Consider the following 14,789-nt stretch of genomic DNA (forward strand, 5'->3'; position numbering starts at 1 on the left):
CAGATCAAAAAGTGACCCGTGTGCAATGAAACTTAGAAAAATAACTAGCGATGCTGAGCGATTACATCAATAACTGCTTGTGCGGATATATTAGCAGTATCGCGCAGCAAGGTATGGTGCATTTCTGTAAATCGTTCTTTCAGACTACTTTGCAACTGATCACTATTTAATTGCTCCCAAAGCGCATCCGCCATTGCTAATGGTGTTGCAGCAGATTGCAAAAATTCTGGCACCACAAAATCACGGGCAAGAATATTAGGCAAACCTATCCATGGCTGGTAGCCCATATGCTTCAAGATCTGCCACGATGCTTCCATCATCTTATATGCGATCACCATAGGCTTTTTGAACAGTGCGACCTCTAATGACGCGGTGCCTGATGCCACTAGCACCACATCTGCCGCCGCGATAGCGGTGTGAGACCTGCCATCGATCAACAAGACTGGAACCCCTTCGAGCTTCGCCGCCACGACCAATTTAATGTAATAGCTACGTTGCTTATTACCAGCCATAGGGACGACGATTTGAAGGTGCGGATCGCGTTCCAGCAAAATTTTTGCGGTACGTATGAAAGCTTCGGTATTGTATTTAATTTCAGAAATACGACTACCAGGTAATATCGCTACCACTTTGAATCTGGGATCAAGTCCCAATTCTTCGCGCGCTGCGTTGGTATCAATTTCCAGTGGAATAACCTGTGCTAAAGGATGCCCGACATACGTTACAGGGATACCAGCATTTTTGTATATTTGCTCTTCGAACGGAAATATCACCAACATGTGCGACACCGCAGCGGCGATTTTTTTAATCCTTCCGCCACGCCAGGCCCAGATTGAGGGACTGATGTAATGCATCGTTGGAATACCAGCTTGCTTAAGCTTAACTTCCATATCCAGATTAAAATCTGGCGCATCGACACCGATGAATACATCAGGCTTTTCAATCAACAACTGTTGCGTCAACTGTTTGCGTATCCCACTGATTTCACGGTAATGCACCAGTACTTCGAATAAACCGCGCACTGACAGTTTCTCCATAGGCCAATCACTAACAAAACCGTGCTCAGCCATGTGCGAACCACCAATACCATGCATATAAGCGTCTGGCAAACGTGGACGCAAACCTGATAGCAAACGCGCTGCCAGCATGTCGCCGGAGGTTTCTCCGGCGACCATAGCTATCTTAGACTGATAAGAAGATGGCATAGACAACTAGCGAACAATGCCACGCGTAGACGTATCAAGAAAGTCGCGTAGTGACTTTACGTGCACGGCAACCTCCTGAGACAAGCCAGCGATTTGCTGATCAAGTGCCAGTTTGGCCTCATCCAATGTCAATCCCGATTTATAGATTACTTTATAGGCTTGGCGAATTGCATTTAATTGTTCACGATCGAACCCACGACGTTTTAATCCTTCCAGATTGACGCCATGTGCTACCGCTGGATTGCCGGAAAGCAGAACAAACGGCGGCACGTCCTGCGTCAGGCTAGTATTCATCCCGACAAATGCATGCGCACCAATCTTGCAGAATTGATGCACCGCTGAAAATCCGCTCATGATCACCCAATCGCCGATTTCCACGTGACCAGCCAAGGCGGCGTTATTCGAAAAAATCGTGTTATTTCCAACGGTACAGTCATGAGCAATATGAACGTAAGCTAAAAACCAGTTATCACTGCCGATGCGCGTAATGCCGCGATCTTGTACCGTACCACAATTGAATGTACAAAATTCTCTGACCAGATTGCGATCGCCGATTTCCAGATACGTAACCTCACCGCCATACTTTTTATCCTGTGGCGGGCCACCAATCGAGGAAAAAGCATGAAAATCATTGTCTTTGCCGATCGTCGTGTGACCGCTGATGACAACGTGCGGGCCGATTTTGGTCCCGGCTCCAATACTGACATGAGGGCCAATAATCGAATATGGGCCAACTTCTACCGAGCTATCAAGGTTTGCCTTGGAATCGATCAGCGCGCTTGGATGGATCAGCATTATTTCTCCGCATTGTCATCAGTGGTGCGCATAGTACACATCAACTCGCCTTCTAATGCAAGTTGACCATCTACTGTGCCTTTCGCTTTATACTTCCAAATGCCACGAGCAACTTTAAGAATTTCTACTTCCATTTTCAATTGATCGCCTGGCTCAACTGGGCGTTTAAAACGCGCACCGTCGATTCCAAGGAAATACACGATCGTCTTCTCGTCAGGCTTTTGCCCCATTGTTAAAAACGATAATAGTGCTGCTGTTTGTGCCAGAGCTTCAATCATCAACACGCCCGGCATCACTGGTTTGTTCGGAAAATGTCCGTTAAAAAATTCTTCATTCGCCGTAACGTTTTTGATGGCGGTGATGGTCTTACCATCTTCCCAGTCCAACACGCGATCCACCAATAACATTGGGTAGCGATGGGGCAAATATTCTTTAATTTCGTTAATGTTGAGTGTTTTTTTCATGATGATTTTTCAGTCAATGTTTTGATTGTTTTTTCTAATTGGCGAATTTTTTCACGCATACCCGAGAGATTTCTGACGATGGCTGCGGATTTTTCCCAATCTGCATTTTTTGCAAGAGGATAAAAACCAGTGTATTGGCCTGGCTCAAGAATGGATCTCGACACCATACTTGCAGAAGACACGTGGACATTATCAACAATCGTCAAATGTCCAAGCACCATTGCCGCACCACCAAACGTACAATTTTTTCCGATCTTGGCGCTACCAGCAACACCCACACATCCTGCCATCGCGGTATTTTGACCAATATGGCAATTGTGACCAATCTGAATCTGGTTATCGAGTATCACGCCATCTTCAATGATGGTATCAGCCAAAGCACCACGATCTATACTAGTGTTAGCGCCGATTTCGACACGATCGCCAATGACTACGCGTCCGGTTTGCGGAATCTTAACCCATTGTCCCCGGTCATTGGCAAATCCAAAACCATCGGCACCGATCACCGCACCAGAATGAATAACGCATTCAGCCCCAACCACGCAATAGTCATAAACGGTCACATTAGCATGCAATAAAGTATTGTCGCCAATAGTGACGCCACGCCCAATCACCGTTCCCGCCTTAATCACGGCGCCTTCACCGATCACCGCCTCAGCATCAATACTGACATGCGGCCCAATACTCGCCGACACTGGCACAATTGCATGCGGGCTCACCCAAGCACTTGGATGTACACCCAGGACAGGAGGAATTGCCTTCAGCGACGCAAAATATTGGGCCGCACGCGCAAAGTAGACATAAGGGTTCGGCACAATGATGCACGCCCCCGAATACTGAGCCGCAATTTGCGCGTGATCCGTCTCGGTCAAGATTAAGGCTGCAGCTTTGGTCAAAGCTGCTTGCGCACGTAATTTTGAATTGGAGAGGAAAGTAATGTTCAGGTCTCCAGCATCGCTTAAAGGCGCAATGCCGGTCACTGTTATATCAGGAGATCCAATTAATTGACCACCGAAGCGATCGACCAATTCTCCCAGCCGAGTGCTCGTCGTGGTCATTGTTTATTTAGAGAGTTCTTTGAGAACCTTATCGGTAATATCGACGCGGGGATGAGAGTAAACGGCATCTTGCAATACGATGTCATACTTCTCAGCCTCTGCAATCTTTTTGACAGCTTTCACTGCGCGATCAACCAAGGCTGCGATTTCTTCATTTTTACGTTGATTAAGATCTTCGTTAAACACACGCTGCTTACGCTTAATATCCTGATCCAAATCGGTTAATTCACGCTGCCGTTTAATACGATCTGACTCTGAGAGTACAGGTGTATCTTTATCTAGCTTCTCTGCTAACACTTTAATCTTAGCAGTCAGGTCTTGCAACTCTTTGCCTCTTTTGGAAAACTCTTGTTCAATTTTCGCTTCGGCAGCCTTCGCAGGTGCGGACTCACGCATGACACGCTGAGAATCAAAAATAGCCACTCTCGAATCTTGTGCATTCGCTTGTGCAAGGCTAAAAAAACATGCCGCACAAACCATCAAACGACTAAACAATTTGGACGGGGTAAGATGTTGACTCAAAATAATCTCCGTAACTCGAACTAAAACACGCAAAAATTGCGGTGCCGCAATTAAAAACCTGTACCCATTTGGAACTGGAAGGTTTGCTTTTTATCTTCCGGCTTAGCATTTAACGCACGCCCGAAACTGAGCTTCAACGGACCCACCGGCGAAATCCAACTTATACCAATACCGGTACCAAAGCGCAAATCTTTGAATTGCATTTTTTGTCCTTCGTCAAAAACCTGACCACCATCCAGGAAAGTGAACCAGCGCAAAGATTTGTCGGCACCAGGGAATGGTACTTGCAACTCTATATTGCCAATGACCCTGCTTGCACCACCCAAAGAATCGCCATTAGGGTCTTTAGTACCAAGACTAGATGGTTCATAACCCCTGACAGAACCAATACCACCGGCATAAAAGTTCTTGAAAATAGGATATGGATTACCGTTGAGGCCATGACCGTAATCAAATTCCCCATTTAATGCCAACACAACGGAGCGATAAACTGGCTTGAAATATTGGGCATTATAGATTGCACGATAATATTTCATGTCGCCAATAGCTGCCACCTCCAGATTGGCACGCTGATAACGTCCTACAGATGGAGTCATGACGCTATCACGACTATCTCTTTGCCATGCGACCGTAAACGGGAAGGCATTTGTCGTTGCTGAACCTACCCCATAGAGTGGATCGGTAGGATCTTTAGAAACATTGTTGCCATACGTCGCTATGTATTTCAAATAGCGTGAAGGACTGCTCTGATACGCATCAACCTTGGTTCGTTCAACACCAATACCAAAGAAAATAGTATCTACCTCAGAAAAAGGAACGCCAAAACGAATGTTGCCACCGGTTGTTTGTACTTTATAGTCACCAATACTGCCGATAATTGGTCGTGTCGTACGCAAATACCCTTCTAAGCTACGACTAATGCCGTCATCAGTAAAGTAAGGGTCAAAATGCGACAAAGCAATAGTGCGGTTCATGCGACTGGTATTCATTTCCAAGCCGATAGTATCTCCACTACCAAATGCGTTGGCTTGTGAAATCGATCCGGTCAGTGTTAATTTTTCCGCATTAGAATAACCTGCACCAAATGTCAAATTACCAGTTGGTTTTTCCGTGACTGTCAGACTAATATCAACTTCGTCGGCACTGGTCGCTACCTCTGGCGTTTCAAGTTTAACATCGCCAAAGTAACTCAGGCGCTCAACACGGTCACGTGATGCTTTAATTTTTTCACCGTCATACCACGAACCTTCAAATTGGCGGAATTCGCGGCGGATTACTTCGTCCCGCGTCTTTGTATTTCCCGCAAGATTAATTCGGCGAACGTAGACACGCTTGCCAGGATCAACAGCGACAGCGAAAGCAACTTCTTTCTTTTCTTTATTTAAGATAGGATTTGCACTCACGTTAGCAAACGCGTACCCAAAATTACCTAAACGTTCAGAAATACGCTTCGTACTTTCAGTTAAACGAGCAGCATTGTAGACGTCATTTTTCTTCAACAACATCAAGGAGGCCAACTCATCCTCGCGACCAAACATTTCACCTTCGAGCTTCACGTCGGAGACCGTGTATTTCTCGCCCTCAACCAGATTGATAGTGATATAGATTTCTTTTTTGTCAGTTGTAATCGCAATCTGGCTTGAGAGAATTTGCATCTCAAGATAGCCGCGATTTTGATAGAACGAGCGTATAGCCTCGATATCGCCCGACAATTTCTGTTTAGAATATTGATCTGCTTTGGTGTACCAAGAGAACCAGGTTGGCGTATTCAACGCCATTACGTCACGCAATTCGCCGTCAGAAAACGCCTTATTGCCGATAATCTTGATTTGCGCAATTTTCGCAATTTCACCTTCGTCCACTGCAAACGTAACTTTGACACGGTTACGCTCTACTGGCGTGATGGTTGTTGTAATTTGCATGCCATACAGGCCTTTAGACAAGTATTGTTTTTTCAATTCTTGTTCAGCGCGATCAACCGTAGCTTTGTCGAAAATTTTCGATTCGCCAATACCGATATCTTTGAGCGCCTTAATCAAAGCATCTTTTTCAAATTCTTTGGTACCAGTAAAGTCTACGCCAGCAATAGTTGGACGTTCTTCCAGTAAGACAACCAAAACGCCGTCTTGTTCTTCAATCTGAATATCTTTGAAAAATCCTGTGGCGTATAAAGACTTAATTGCAGTCGTACTTTTAGCATCATCAAATACTTCACCCACTTTTACGGGTAAATAGCTAAATACGGTACCAGCCTCTGTTCTTTGCAAACCTTCAACACGAATATCTTTAACTGTAAATGGCTGTATCGCAAAAGCGCTGCCGGAACATAAAGCCAACGCAGCCAAAGCTACAGTATGACGACGAAAATGTGGCAAAGTGAAATGCTCGATATGTAATTTCATTGGGTGTAAAGTTCTTTCAATACTCTCAATATTGCTATCTGGAATGAGTTTTTTATCATCAAGCCGACTATTATGACATTAGTCTGACTATGTCATTAAAAAAAGCTACCGCCATCATTGCCATCAACAGTGCTAAGCCGGCACGTTGGGCAATTTCGCCAAAGCGTTCTGAAACAGGTTTCCCCGTCAAAACTTCCAGCGAATAATACAACAAATGCCCACCATCTAACACTGGTATGGGCAGCAAATTCATTACGCCAAGGCTAATACTGATTAATGCCATGAAACTCAGGTAGCTAATCACACCAGTTCTTGATGTCTGACCCGCATAGTCAGCAATAGTTAACGGTCCTGTCACATTCTTTAAGGAAATTTCGCCAACCAGCATTTTCCCGATCATCTTAAAGCTCATCAGACTAGTATCCCAGGTTTTTTGACCCGCCTTCAATACCGAATCAAAAAGACCAGCGCTGACAACGGTCATTTCTGGTGCCAGCATTAACTTAACTTTCAAGCGTCCGACACGTGTGCCAGCATTACTTTCTGGCTCAGGGGTTGCTACTATATCAAATTCAGACTGATTTCTGAGAATGTGTAGCTTCAACGGGATGCCAGGCGATGCACTTACCATTTCCGTGAACGCCAACCCATCAAGAACCGCAACTCCATTAACCGCCAGCACCCTATCATTTTGCTGCAATCCCGCCAACTGAGCAGCACCACCGGGAAGTATCTCGCCAAGTATTGCCGCAGGTCGCGCAAGAGAGAATCCTAGCTTAGATAAGAAATCCCCTTCCAAGTCTTTAGCGCTCAACTGCTGCAAAGGTAAATCAACAACGCGACTTTCTTTTCCATTTAACGCCCCGTTTGCCTGGCGCTCAACAACAAGCTCAGCAGCACCTTTTGCCAAAGCGCGCTGCATCAACTCCCACTGCACTTCGCTCCAACTTTGCACCACGAGACCATTAATGCTTAAAATCCGGTCACCATGGCGCAAACCTGCTTCGTAGGCGATAGAATTGTTTGATGGGACTCGGATTTTTGCAATTGGTTCAGGAATACCATGTATAAACAATCCCGCATACAAAACAATCGCCAACAGAAAATTTGCAACCGGCCCTGCAGCGACAATAATAATGCGCTTCCAAACAGACTGACGGCAAAATTCACGCGGCAAATCTTCCTGCGGTATTGGTATATCACCTTGCTCACGCATATCGAGCATTTTGACGTAGCCGCCCAAGGGCAACATGGAAATTACCCATTCGGTCTGATCTTTTCCTAGTTTGCGAGAAAAAATCACTTTCCCCATACCCACAGAGAAGCGAAGTACTTTAACGCCACACAATCTGGCTGCCAAATAGTGGCCAAATTCATGAATAGTGACCAAGGTCCCTAAAGCGACTACAAATGCAAGTATTGTTTGTATGAGTTTCATTGGGAAACAAGTTTAGTAGCTACGCTTCGCGCTTCCGCATCAGCCGCCAAAATACTTTCAAGATCCGTCATTTCGGTTACAACAATCTTTTGCAGACTTTGCTCAATGACTTGAGGAATCATGGTAAATCCTATCTTTCCATCCAGGAAAGCCTGAACGGCAATTTCATTACTCGCGTTCAAAATTGTCGGTGCCGAACCACCTGTCCGCAGCGCCTGAAAAGCCAAAGCCAGGCAAGGGAAACGATTGAAATCCGGCGCCTCAAAGTCAAGTTTCCCAACTTTAATTAAATCCAAAGCATCAACACCAGAATCGATGCGTTCCGGATAAGCCAACCCATAGGCAATCGGTGTACGCATATCTGGATTACCCAATTGCGCCAACACCGACCCATCGTTATACGAAACCATCGAGTGAATCACGCTTTGAGGGTGAATCACCACATCGATGCGATCCGCAGGAACATTAAACAGCCAATGCGCCTCGATCACTTCCAAGCCCTTATTCATCATTGTGGCGGAGTCGATAGAAATTTTTCTACCCATTACCCAATTTGGATGCGCAACTGCTTGCTCTGGGGTGACAGAACTTAAGGTTTGGATGTCACGATATAAAAACGGGCCGCCGGATGCCGTCAGCAATATCTTGCGCACACCATATTGATCAGGTTGCCCATCAAATGACCGCGGCAAACATTGGAAAATGGCGTTATGTTCACTGTCAATAGGCAACAAAGAAGCGCCATGCGCTTTAATCGCATTCATGAACAGATTGCCCGACATGACCAGCGCTTCTTTATTCGCCAGCAGCACCTTCTTACCAGACTCTGCTGCTGCAAGAGACGCTGGCAAACCAGCAGCACCAACAATCGCCGCCATCACGATATCGCACTCTGGCGCCGAGGCTACTGCGCACAGTGCAGAGGCACCAAATTCGATCTGAATATTTCCAAGGCCACTTGCCACGAGCAACTGCCGCAAACCATCTGCTGCAGTTGCAGACCCGACAACCACCACCTTAGGATGAAATTGCGCGCATTGTGCAGCCAATTTTTCAATCTGGCTATGTGCTGTTAAAGCATACACGCTATATTTATCAGAGTGACGGGCAATCACATCCAAGGTCGAAACACCAATGGAACCAGTTGCCCCAAGAATGCAGACTTGTTGTTTATTGTTTATATTATTCATGATACTAGCGCCATAAATCTAAAAGTACCGCTAAAGGCAGCACAGGAATCAATGCATCAATTCTGTCTAACACACCACCATGACCCGGCAGCAAGTTACTGCTATCTTTCATTCCTGCACGACGTTTTAGCATAGACTCAAACAAATCACCAACCACACTTGCCGCTGAAATCAAACTAAGTAATACAGCTGCAATCATCCAGCCTTTGCGCGCAAACAATTGTGCAGCAAAGGTATCATGCAATTGCGGAACTAATGTTGAAAGGCTAGCCAAAACCAGCACTGCTAACCAACCACCAATAGCACCTTCCCAGGATTTTCCGGGTGAGATCGTTGGCGCAAGCTTATGCTTACCAAACGCCTTGCCAGCAAAATAAGCACCAATATCTGCCACCCAAACGATCACCATGACTGACAGCAAGTACAAGGGGGAACGTTGAAACAGCACTGCGATAGCAATAAAACAGCCGAAGATGCTAATCCCATAAAGAGCACTCAGCAAGCCATTTGAAAATCCAAAACCAGGCAAACCCTTTGCCAACAATGGCGTTAGTCTTAATATCCAGAAGGCAACGCACAATGCAAATAGCAATGGTGTAGAAAAGCTATTCAAATGAAAGAGCAAATACCCAAAAAACACCGTCCAGATTGCCGACATCAAAATTGGTCCGGGTTTTTTAAATAAGCGCTGACACTCCCAAATTGCAGCGGCAAAAAAAGCCGCAACAATGGCTGAAAAGGCCAGGAAATTCCCGAGATACATTATCGGCAACAATATTGCCAACAAAACCAATGCGGTAATAATACGGGTTTTTAACATCAATGACTTTCTATCAGGACGTTTGCATCGTCAGCGCGATAGATGATTCACGCATCGTTGTAAACTTGATGGTCAAATGGCTCTCACTGCCCTCGTCCAGACAGGAATCATCGAGATCACTCAAAAGCTGACTAAACATCGAAATCAAAATTGGCAGGAAAATAAGAGAGAAGAAATTGCGGATCGCAAGAGGAATAACCGTGAATGTCAAAGATACGTTTCGCACCAATGACATTCCCACGGAAAATAAAAAACACACACCACTTACAGAAAAAATAGAGTCAAATCTACAAGGAAGTGTGTTTTTCACAGGGTGCTCTTTTGTGCTTACAGGCACAATCAAATACCAGATAAAGAGTAAAAAGCCGGATTTAAACCGTCAACACTTCTTTTTCTTTTTCGAGCAATAATTTATCGACTTCGGCGACAAATTTATCAGTCAATTTTTGAACATCATCTTGCGCGCGACGTTCATCATCTTCAGAGCACTCTTTATCTTTGAGAATTTTTTTCAGCGTTTCATTGGCATCACGACGAATATTACGGATCGCAATTTTTGCGCCTTCACCTTCTGTTTTTACCAGCTTCACCATTTCTTTACGACGCTCTTCTGTCAACGGTGGTGTTGGCACACGAATCATGTCGCCTTGGCTCGATGGATTCAAACCCAGATCGGAATCGCGAATCGCTTTTTCAATCGCGTTCAGCATTTTCTTTTCCCAAGGTTGAACACCGATAGTGCGCGCGTCAATCAAGGTAACATTCGCGACCTGAGTGATGTTGGTTGGCGAACCATAGTAATCAACCATGACGTGATCCAGAATACCAGTGTGAGCACGACCAGTGCGCACTTTGGCTAAATCGGATTTCAAAGTCTCGATCGACTTTTGCATTCTTTGTTCGCTATTTTTTTTAACGTCTGCTACTGCCATTCTGTCCTCCTGTACATCAATGCAGGATCTCCATTCAAAAAATGAAGACCCTTATCAAAATTAAATCATTAAATCACAAATCCTGCATTATACGTGGACAAGTGTGCCTTCGTCTTCACCCATAATGACATTCTTCAACGCACCGGGTTTAACGATAGAGAAAACTTTGATCGGCAACTTCTGATCACGGCACAATGCGAATGCAGTCGCGTCCATCACTTGCAAATGACGAGAAATAGCTTCATCAAAAGAAATGGTTGAGAAACGGGTTGCGTTAGCATCTTTTTTCGGATCCGCAGTGTACACACCATCTACCTTCGTCGCTTTCAACACGATTTCAGCACCGATTTCAGATCCACGTAAGGCAGCGGCTGTATCTGTAGTAAAGAATGGGTTACCTGTACCTGCAGCAAATACCACAACCTTGCCTTCTTCAAGATACTGCAGGGCTTTGGGACGCACATACGGCTCAACCACCTGATCAATCGCAATCGCCGACATCACGCGTGCAGTAATACCAATTTGACGCATGGCGTCTGCCAAAGCCAAAGAGTTCATAACTGTTGCCAGCATCCCCATATAGTCCGCCGTTGCACGATCCATTCCTTGCGCACCAGGTGCTACGCCACGGAAAATATTGCCACCACCGATAACGATGGCCAATTCCACGCCTAAGCGAGAAATTTCTGCTACGTCGGCCACCATGCGCTCAATGGTGGCACGATTGATGCCAAATGGGTCATCGCCCATCAAGGCTTCGCCAGAGAGCTTCAAGAGCACGCGCTTGTAAGCAGGTTTTGTCATGATAGGACTCCTTCTGGAAAGTTAAATAAAATGATGAACAGCAAAAATGCTATTTGATTTGGATACACTTAAGTCCGACCACTACCGGCACAGCAAAGGCACGCTAAAGGGAATTCAGTCAATATTTTAAAGATTGAATATACACAAACCAAATAACTTTTAAAAAATATTCTGCGTGCTTAAAAAAACGGGCCTTTCGGCCCGTTTTTTAATAACGACTTATTACGCTTGTTTTGCCGCTGCAACTTGCGCAGCAACTTCAGCAGCGAAGTCATCCACTTTCTTTTCAATGCCTTCACCAACAACGTACATAGTGAACGCTTTGACAGAAGAATTAACAGATTTCAGCATCTGCTCAACTGTTTGCTTGTCGTTTTTAACGAAAGGCTGATTGAACAAAGATACTTCCTTCAAGAATTTGGAAACAGCACCTTCTACCATTTTCTCAACGAATTTGGCTTCTTTACCAGATTCCGCTGCTTTTTGCTCAGCAACTGAACGCTCTTTAGCGATCAAATCTGCTGGAACTTGCTCAGTAGACAAGGATACTGGTTTCATCGCAGCGATGTGCATCGCGACGTCCTTACCAACTTGTTCGTCAGCACCATCAAATTCAACGATAACGCCGATACGTGTGCCGTGCAGGTAAGAAACCAATTTAGCTTGTGTTTCGAAACGTGCAAAACGACGGAAAGACATGTTTTCGCCAATTTTACCAACCAAAGCAGCACGCACCTCTTCCACTGTTTTGCCTTCGAGTGGCAATGCGCCCAATGCAGCGATGTCTGCAGGATTGTGTTCAGCGATCAATTTAGCGACAGTGTTAGCCATAGCCAGGAAGTCGTCATTCTTAGTCACGAAGTCTGTTTCACAGTTAACTTCAACCAAAGCACCAACACCACCAGAGATATAAGAAGCAACAACGCCTTCTGCAGTAACACGGGAAGCAGCTTTAGAAGCTTTGCTACCCAGTTTTACACGCAGAATCTCTTCCGCACGATCCATATCGCCTTCAGCTTCTGTCAAAGCTTTTTTGCATTCCATCATTGGTGCATCAGTCTTTGCACGCAAAGCACCAACTAAAGCTGCTGTAATCGCTGCCATGTCATTCTCCTAATTCAGTAGTGCTAAAAAGCACGATCATCAAATTTTGTTTAAAAAAAAGGGCGAACGACTGTTGCCCCATTTTTTGTTTTAGATTACCGAAGCAATCCAAAACTTATTTACCTGAACAAACTATTACGCTTGCTCAACTTCTACAAACTCATCAGAACCTGGCTTAACAGCTTCCAGAACTTCGTTAACCGCGTTTGCACGGCCTTCGAGGATCGCGTCTGCTACGCCACGAGCGTACAAGGAAATTGCTTTAGAAGAGTCATCATTACCTGGAATGATGTAAGCAACACCTTCTGGAGAGTGGTTAGTATCAACAACGCCGATAACTGGGATGCCCAATTTAGCAGCTTCAGTGATCGCGCCTTTGTGGTAACCAACGTCAACCACGAAAATTGCATCAGGAATGCCGCCCATATCTTTAATGCCGCCGATAGACTTTTGCAGCTTGATCATTTCACGTTGGAACATCAACGCTTCTTTTTTGGACAATTTTTCAACGGAACCATCTTCAACAGATACTTCCATATCTTTCAAGCGCTTGATCGAAGTTTTTACTGTTTTGAAGTTTGTCAGCATACCGCCCAACCAACGCTGATCAACGAAAGGCATACCTGCACGTTGTGCTTCAGCAGCGATGATTTCACGAGATTGACGCTTAGTACCAACCAGCAATACTGTACCGCGATTTGCGGACAATTGACGGATGTACTTCATCGCTTCCTGGTACATAGACAAAGTCTTTTCCAGGTTAACGATATGAATTTTGTTGCGGTGACCGAAAATGTACGGTGCCATTTTTGGATTCCAAAAACGAGTTTGGTGACCAAAGTGCACACCAGCTTCCAGCATTTCACGCATTGTTACAGACATAATAACTCCAGGGTTAGGTCTTGAATCCAGCCAGTGATCTTCAGATACGTATCTGAAAACACCCTTTTCGACCGGATTCGATTGATAAGAAATTAATTAACTTGCTCGGAAATTCCGTTCTTTTACAAGCTAACCATCTATTCTACTATGAAACTATAGATTTTCTCAAGCAAGAAGTTTCACACTGAGCTGCGAACGACCGCTTCCTCGTCTATAATTCTGCTTTTAGTAGCCTTTGGCATTTACACAAGCGGCATTGTTCATTTTGCTGAACAGCTAAAATTGCATCGAATCATGAGCAACAAGCTTTTTCGAGCAGTTCGGCCGCCACCATTACAAAGAAGAAAAATTATGGAATCCATCTCAATTAAAACCGCAGAAGACATCGCAGGTATGCGTATCGCTGGCAAACTCGCGTCTGAAGTTCTGGACTACATTACGCCATTCGTTAAAGTTGGCATCACTACAGGTGAAATTGACCGGCTGTGTCATGAGTACATGACGAATGTGCAAGGTACCATCCCTGCTCCGCTGAATTACTGCCCGCCCGGGTACACTCCTTATCCAAAAGCTATTTGCACTTCAGTCAACGACGTAATTTGCCACGGCATTCCAGGCGATAAAGTTTTGAAAAGTGGCGACTCCGTCAATCTCGACATCACGGTCATTAAAGATGGCTACCACGGCGACACCAGCCGTATGTTTTTAGTTGGCGAACCTTCTATTCTGAGCAAACGTCTGAGTGAAATCACTTATGAGTGCATGTGGCTGGGAATTGCCAAGATCAAACCTGGCGCACATCTGGGTGACATCGGTCATGTGATTCAACAACACGCAGAAAAAGCAGGATACAGCGTCGTGCGCGAATTTTGCGGTCATGGTATCGGCAAAATTTTCCACGAAGCACCACAAGTCATGCACTACGGCAAGCCAGGTACCATGGAACGCCTCGAAGCTGGCATGATCTTCACAGTTGAACCAATGATCAATGCGGGTCGTCGTGAGATCCGTGAAATGGGCGATGGCTGGACCATACGCACCAAAGATCGCAGCCTGTCGGCACAATGGGAACATACTGTACTGGTGACCGAGACTGGCTACGAAGTTTTGACCATGTCAGAAGGCTATCCTGAACTGCCAGATTTCATCAAAAATCATCAAGGCTGAGCTGGA

Annotated in this window: 15 protein-coding genes; 1 reads left to right on the forward strand and 14 read right to left on the reverse strand. The window is 45.2% G+C overall.

What is annotated here, in order from left to right:
• Positions 1–44: 44 nt before the first annotated feature.
• The 14 genes from lpxB to rpsB all read right to left on the reverse strand — a co-directional run bounded on the left by lpxB (position 45) and on the right by rpsB (position 13,616).
• Positions 45–1,205 carry a lipid-A-disaccharide synthase gene (gene lpxB / locus ACO0KY_RS13355; protein WP_423046791.1) on the reverse strand — a complete coding sequence of 387 codons (1,161 nt, stop codon included), beginning with the start codon at positions 1,203–1,205 and terminating at the stop codon, positions 45–47.
• A gap of 6 nt (positions 1,206–1,211) precedes the next feature.
• Entirely contained in the window at positions 1,212–2,000 is a 789-nt protein-coding gene (gene lpxA / locus ACO0KY_RS13360; protein ID WP_423046793.1) for an acyl-ACP--UDP-N-acetylglucosamine O-acyltransferase, read from the reverse strand.
• Positions 2,000–2,464, reverse strand: coding sequence for a 3-hydroxyacyl-ACP dehydratase FabZ (fabZ, locus tag ACO0KY_RS13365; RefSeq protein WP_186910835.1), 465 nt, complete (start codon positions 2,462–2,464; stop codon positions 2,000–2,002). The genes lpxA and fabZ overlap by 1 nt, the downstream gene beginning before the upstream one ends.
• Positions 2,461–3,522 (reverse strand): UDP-3-O-(3-hydroxymyristoyl)glucosamine N-acyltransferase, encoded by a 1,062-nt coding sequence (lpxD, locus tag ACO0KY_RS13370; protein ID WP_423046795.1) that lies wholly within the window; start codon positions 3,520–3,522, stop codon positions 2,461–2,463. Before lpxD ends, fabZ begins: the two co-directional genes overlap by 4 nt.
• Positions 3,523–3,525: 3 nt before the next feature.
• Positions 3,526–4,002 carry an OmpH family outer membrane protein gene (locus ACO0KY_RS13375; protein WP_423046849.1) on the reverse strand — a complete coding sequence of 159 codons (477 nt, stop codon included), beginning with the start codon at positions 4,000–4,002 and terminating at the stop codon, positions 3,526–3,528.
• Between the two features lie 92 nt (positions 4,003–4,094).
• Positions 4,095–6,446 (reverse strand): outer membrane protein assembly factor BamA, encoded by a 2,352-nt coding sequence (gene bamA / locus ACO0KY_RS13380; protein ID WP_423046798.1) that lies wholly within the window; start codon positions 6,444–6,446, stop codon positions 4,095–4,097.
• Positions 6,447–6,516: 70 nt separating this feature from the next.
• Complete coding sequence (gene rseP, locus ACO0KY_RS13385) at positions 6,517–7,884, reverse strand: RIP metalloprotease RseP (protein WP_423046800.1); 1,368 nt, start codon at positions 7,882–7,884, stop codon at positions 6,517–6,519.
• On the reverse strand, positions 7,881–9,074 hold the full coding sequence (gene ispC / locus ACO0KY_RS13390) for a 1-deoxy-D-xylulose-5-phosphate reductoisomerase (RefSeq protein WP_423046802.1): 1,194 nt from the start codon (positions 9,072–9,074) through the stop codon (positions 7,881–7,883). Before ispC ends, rseP begins: the two co-directional genes overlap by 4 nt.
• Positions 9,075–9,078: 4 nt before the next feature.
• Positions 9,079–9,894 (reverse strand): phosphatidate cytidylyltransferase, encoded by an 816-nt coding sequence (locus ACO0KY_RS13395; RefSeq protein WP_423046804.1) that lies wholly within the window; start codon positions 9,892–9,894, stop codon positions 9,079–9,081.
• A gap of 13 nt (positions 9,895–9,907) precedes the next feature.
• Positions 9,908–10,204 (reverse strand): hypothetical protein, encoded by a 297-nt coding sequence (locus tag ACO0KY_RS13400; RefSeq protein ID WP_423046806.1) that lies wholly within the window; start codon positions 10,202–10,204, stop codon positions 9,908–9,910.
• 61 nt (positions 10,205–10,265) lie between these two features.
• Positions 10,266–10,826: a ribosome recycling factor gene (frr, locus tag ACO0KY_RS13405; protein WP_186910829.1), complete on the reverse strand. Its 561-nt coding sequence runs from the start codon at positions 10,824–10,826 to the stop codon at positions 10,266–10,268.
• Between the two features lie 87 nt (positions 10,827–10,913).
• A complete protein-coding gene (gene pyrH / locus ACO0KY_RS13410; protein WP_186910828.1) occupies positions 10,914–11,630 on the reverse strand; it encodes a UMP kinase in 717 nt (238 codons plus the stop codon).
• A 222-nt stretch (positions 11,631–11,852) separates the two neighbouring features.
• On the reverse strand, positions 11,853–12,734 hold the full coding sequence (tsf, locus tag ACO0KY_RS13415; RefSeq protein ID WP_186910827.1) for a translation elongation factor Ts: 882 nt from the start codon (positions 12,732–12,734) through the stop codon (positions 11,853–11,855).
• A gap of 135 nt (positions 12,735–12,869) precedes the next feature.
• Entirely contained in the window at positions 12,870–13,616 is a 747-nt protein-coding gene (gene rpsB, locus ACO0KY_RS13420) for a 30S ribosomal protein S2 (protein ID WP_186910826.1), read from the reverse strand.
• Positions 13,617–13,967: 351 nt separating this feature from the next.
• Between rpsB and map the strand changes: the two genes are divergently transcribed.
• Positions 13,968–14,783 carry a type I methionyl aminopeptidase gene (map, locus tag ACO0KY_RS13425; protein ID WP_423046809.1) on the forward strand — a complete coding sequence of 272 codons (816 nt, stop codon included), beginning with the start codon at positions 13,968–13,970 and terminating at the stop codon, positions 14,781–14,783.
• Positions 14,784–14,789: the final 6 nt, after the last annotated feature.

It is taken from the genome of Undibacterium sp. Dicai25W (genome assembly GCF_049340505.1).
Classification (GTDB): domain Bacteria; phylum Pseudomonadota; class Gammaproteobacteria; order Burkholderiales; family Burkholderiaceae_D; genus Undibacterium; species Undibacterium jejuense.

Coding starts and splice junctions, on each gene's coding strand:
- lpxB (WP_423046791.1), bottom strand. CDS start 1,205: ATGCCATCTTCTTATCAGTCTAAGATAGCTATGGTCGCCGGAGAAACC.
- ispC (WP_423046802.1), bottom strand. CDS start 9,074: ATGAATAATATAAACAATAAACAACAAGTCTGCATTCTTGGGGCAACT.
- ACO0KY_RS13395 (WP_423046804.1), bottom strand. CDS start 9,894: ATGTTAAAAACCCGTATTATTACCGCATTGGTTTTGTTGGCAATATTG.
- lpxD (WP_423046795.1), bottom strand. CDS start 3,522: ATGACCACGACGAGCACTCGGCTGGGAGAATTGGTCGATCGCTTCGGT.
- fabZ (WP_186910835.1), bottom strand. CDS start 2,464: ATGAAAAAAACACTCAACATTAACGAAATTAAAGAATATTTGCCCCAT.
- frr (WP_186910829.1), bottom strand. CDS start 10,826: ATGGCAGTAGCAGACGTTAAAAAAAATAGCGAACAAAGAATGCAAAAG.
- ACO0KY_RS13375 (WP_423046849.1), bottom strand. CDS start 4,002: ATGGTTTGTGCGGCATGTTTTTTTAGCCTTGCACAAGCGAATGCACAA.
- rpsB (WP_186910826.1), bottom strand. CDS start 13,616: ATGTCTGTAACAATGCGTGAAATGCTGGAAGCTGGTGTGCACTTTGGT.
- lpxA (WP_423046793.1), bottom strand. CDS start 2,000: ATGCTGATCCATCCAAGCGCGCTGATCGATTCCAAGGCAAACCTTGAT.
- pyrH (WP_186910828.1), bottom strand. CDS start 11,630: ATGACAAAACCTGCTTACAAGCGCGTGCTCTTGAAGCTCTCTGGCGAA.
- rseP (WP_423046800.1), bottom strand. CDS start 7,884: ATGAAACTCATACAAACAATACTTGCATTTGTAGTCGCTTTAGGGACC.
- map (WP_423046809.1), top strand. CDS start 13,968: ATGGAATCCATCTCAATTAAAACCGCAGAAGACATCGCAGGTATGCGT.
- bamA (WP_423046798.1), bottom strand. CDS start 6,446: ATGAAATTACATATCGAGCATTTCACTTTGCCACATTTTCGTCGTCAT.
- tsf (WP_186910827.1), bottom strand. CDS start 12,734: ATGGCAGCGATTACAGCAGCTTTAGTTGGTGCTTTGCGTGCAAAGACT.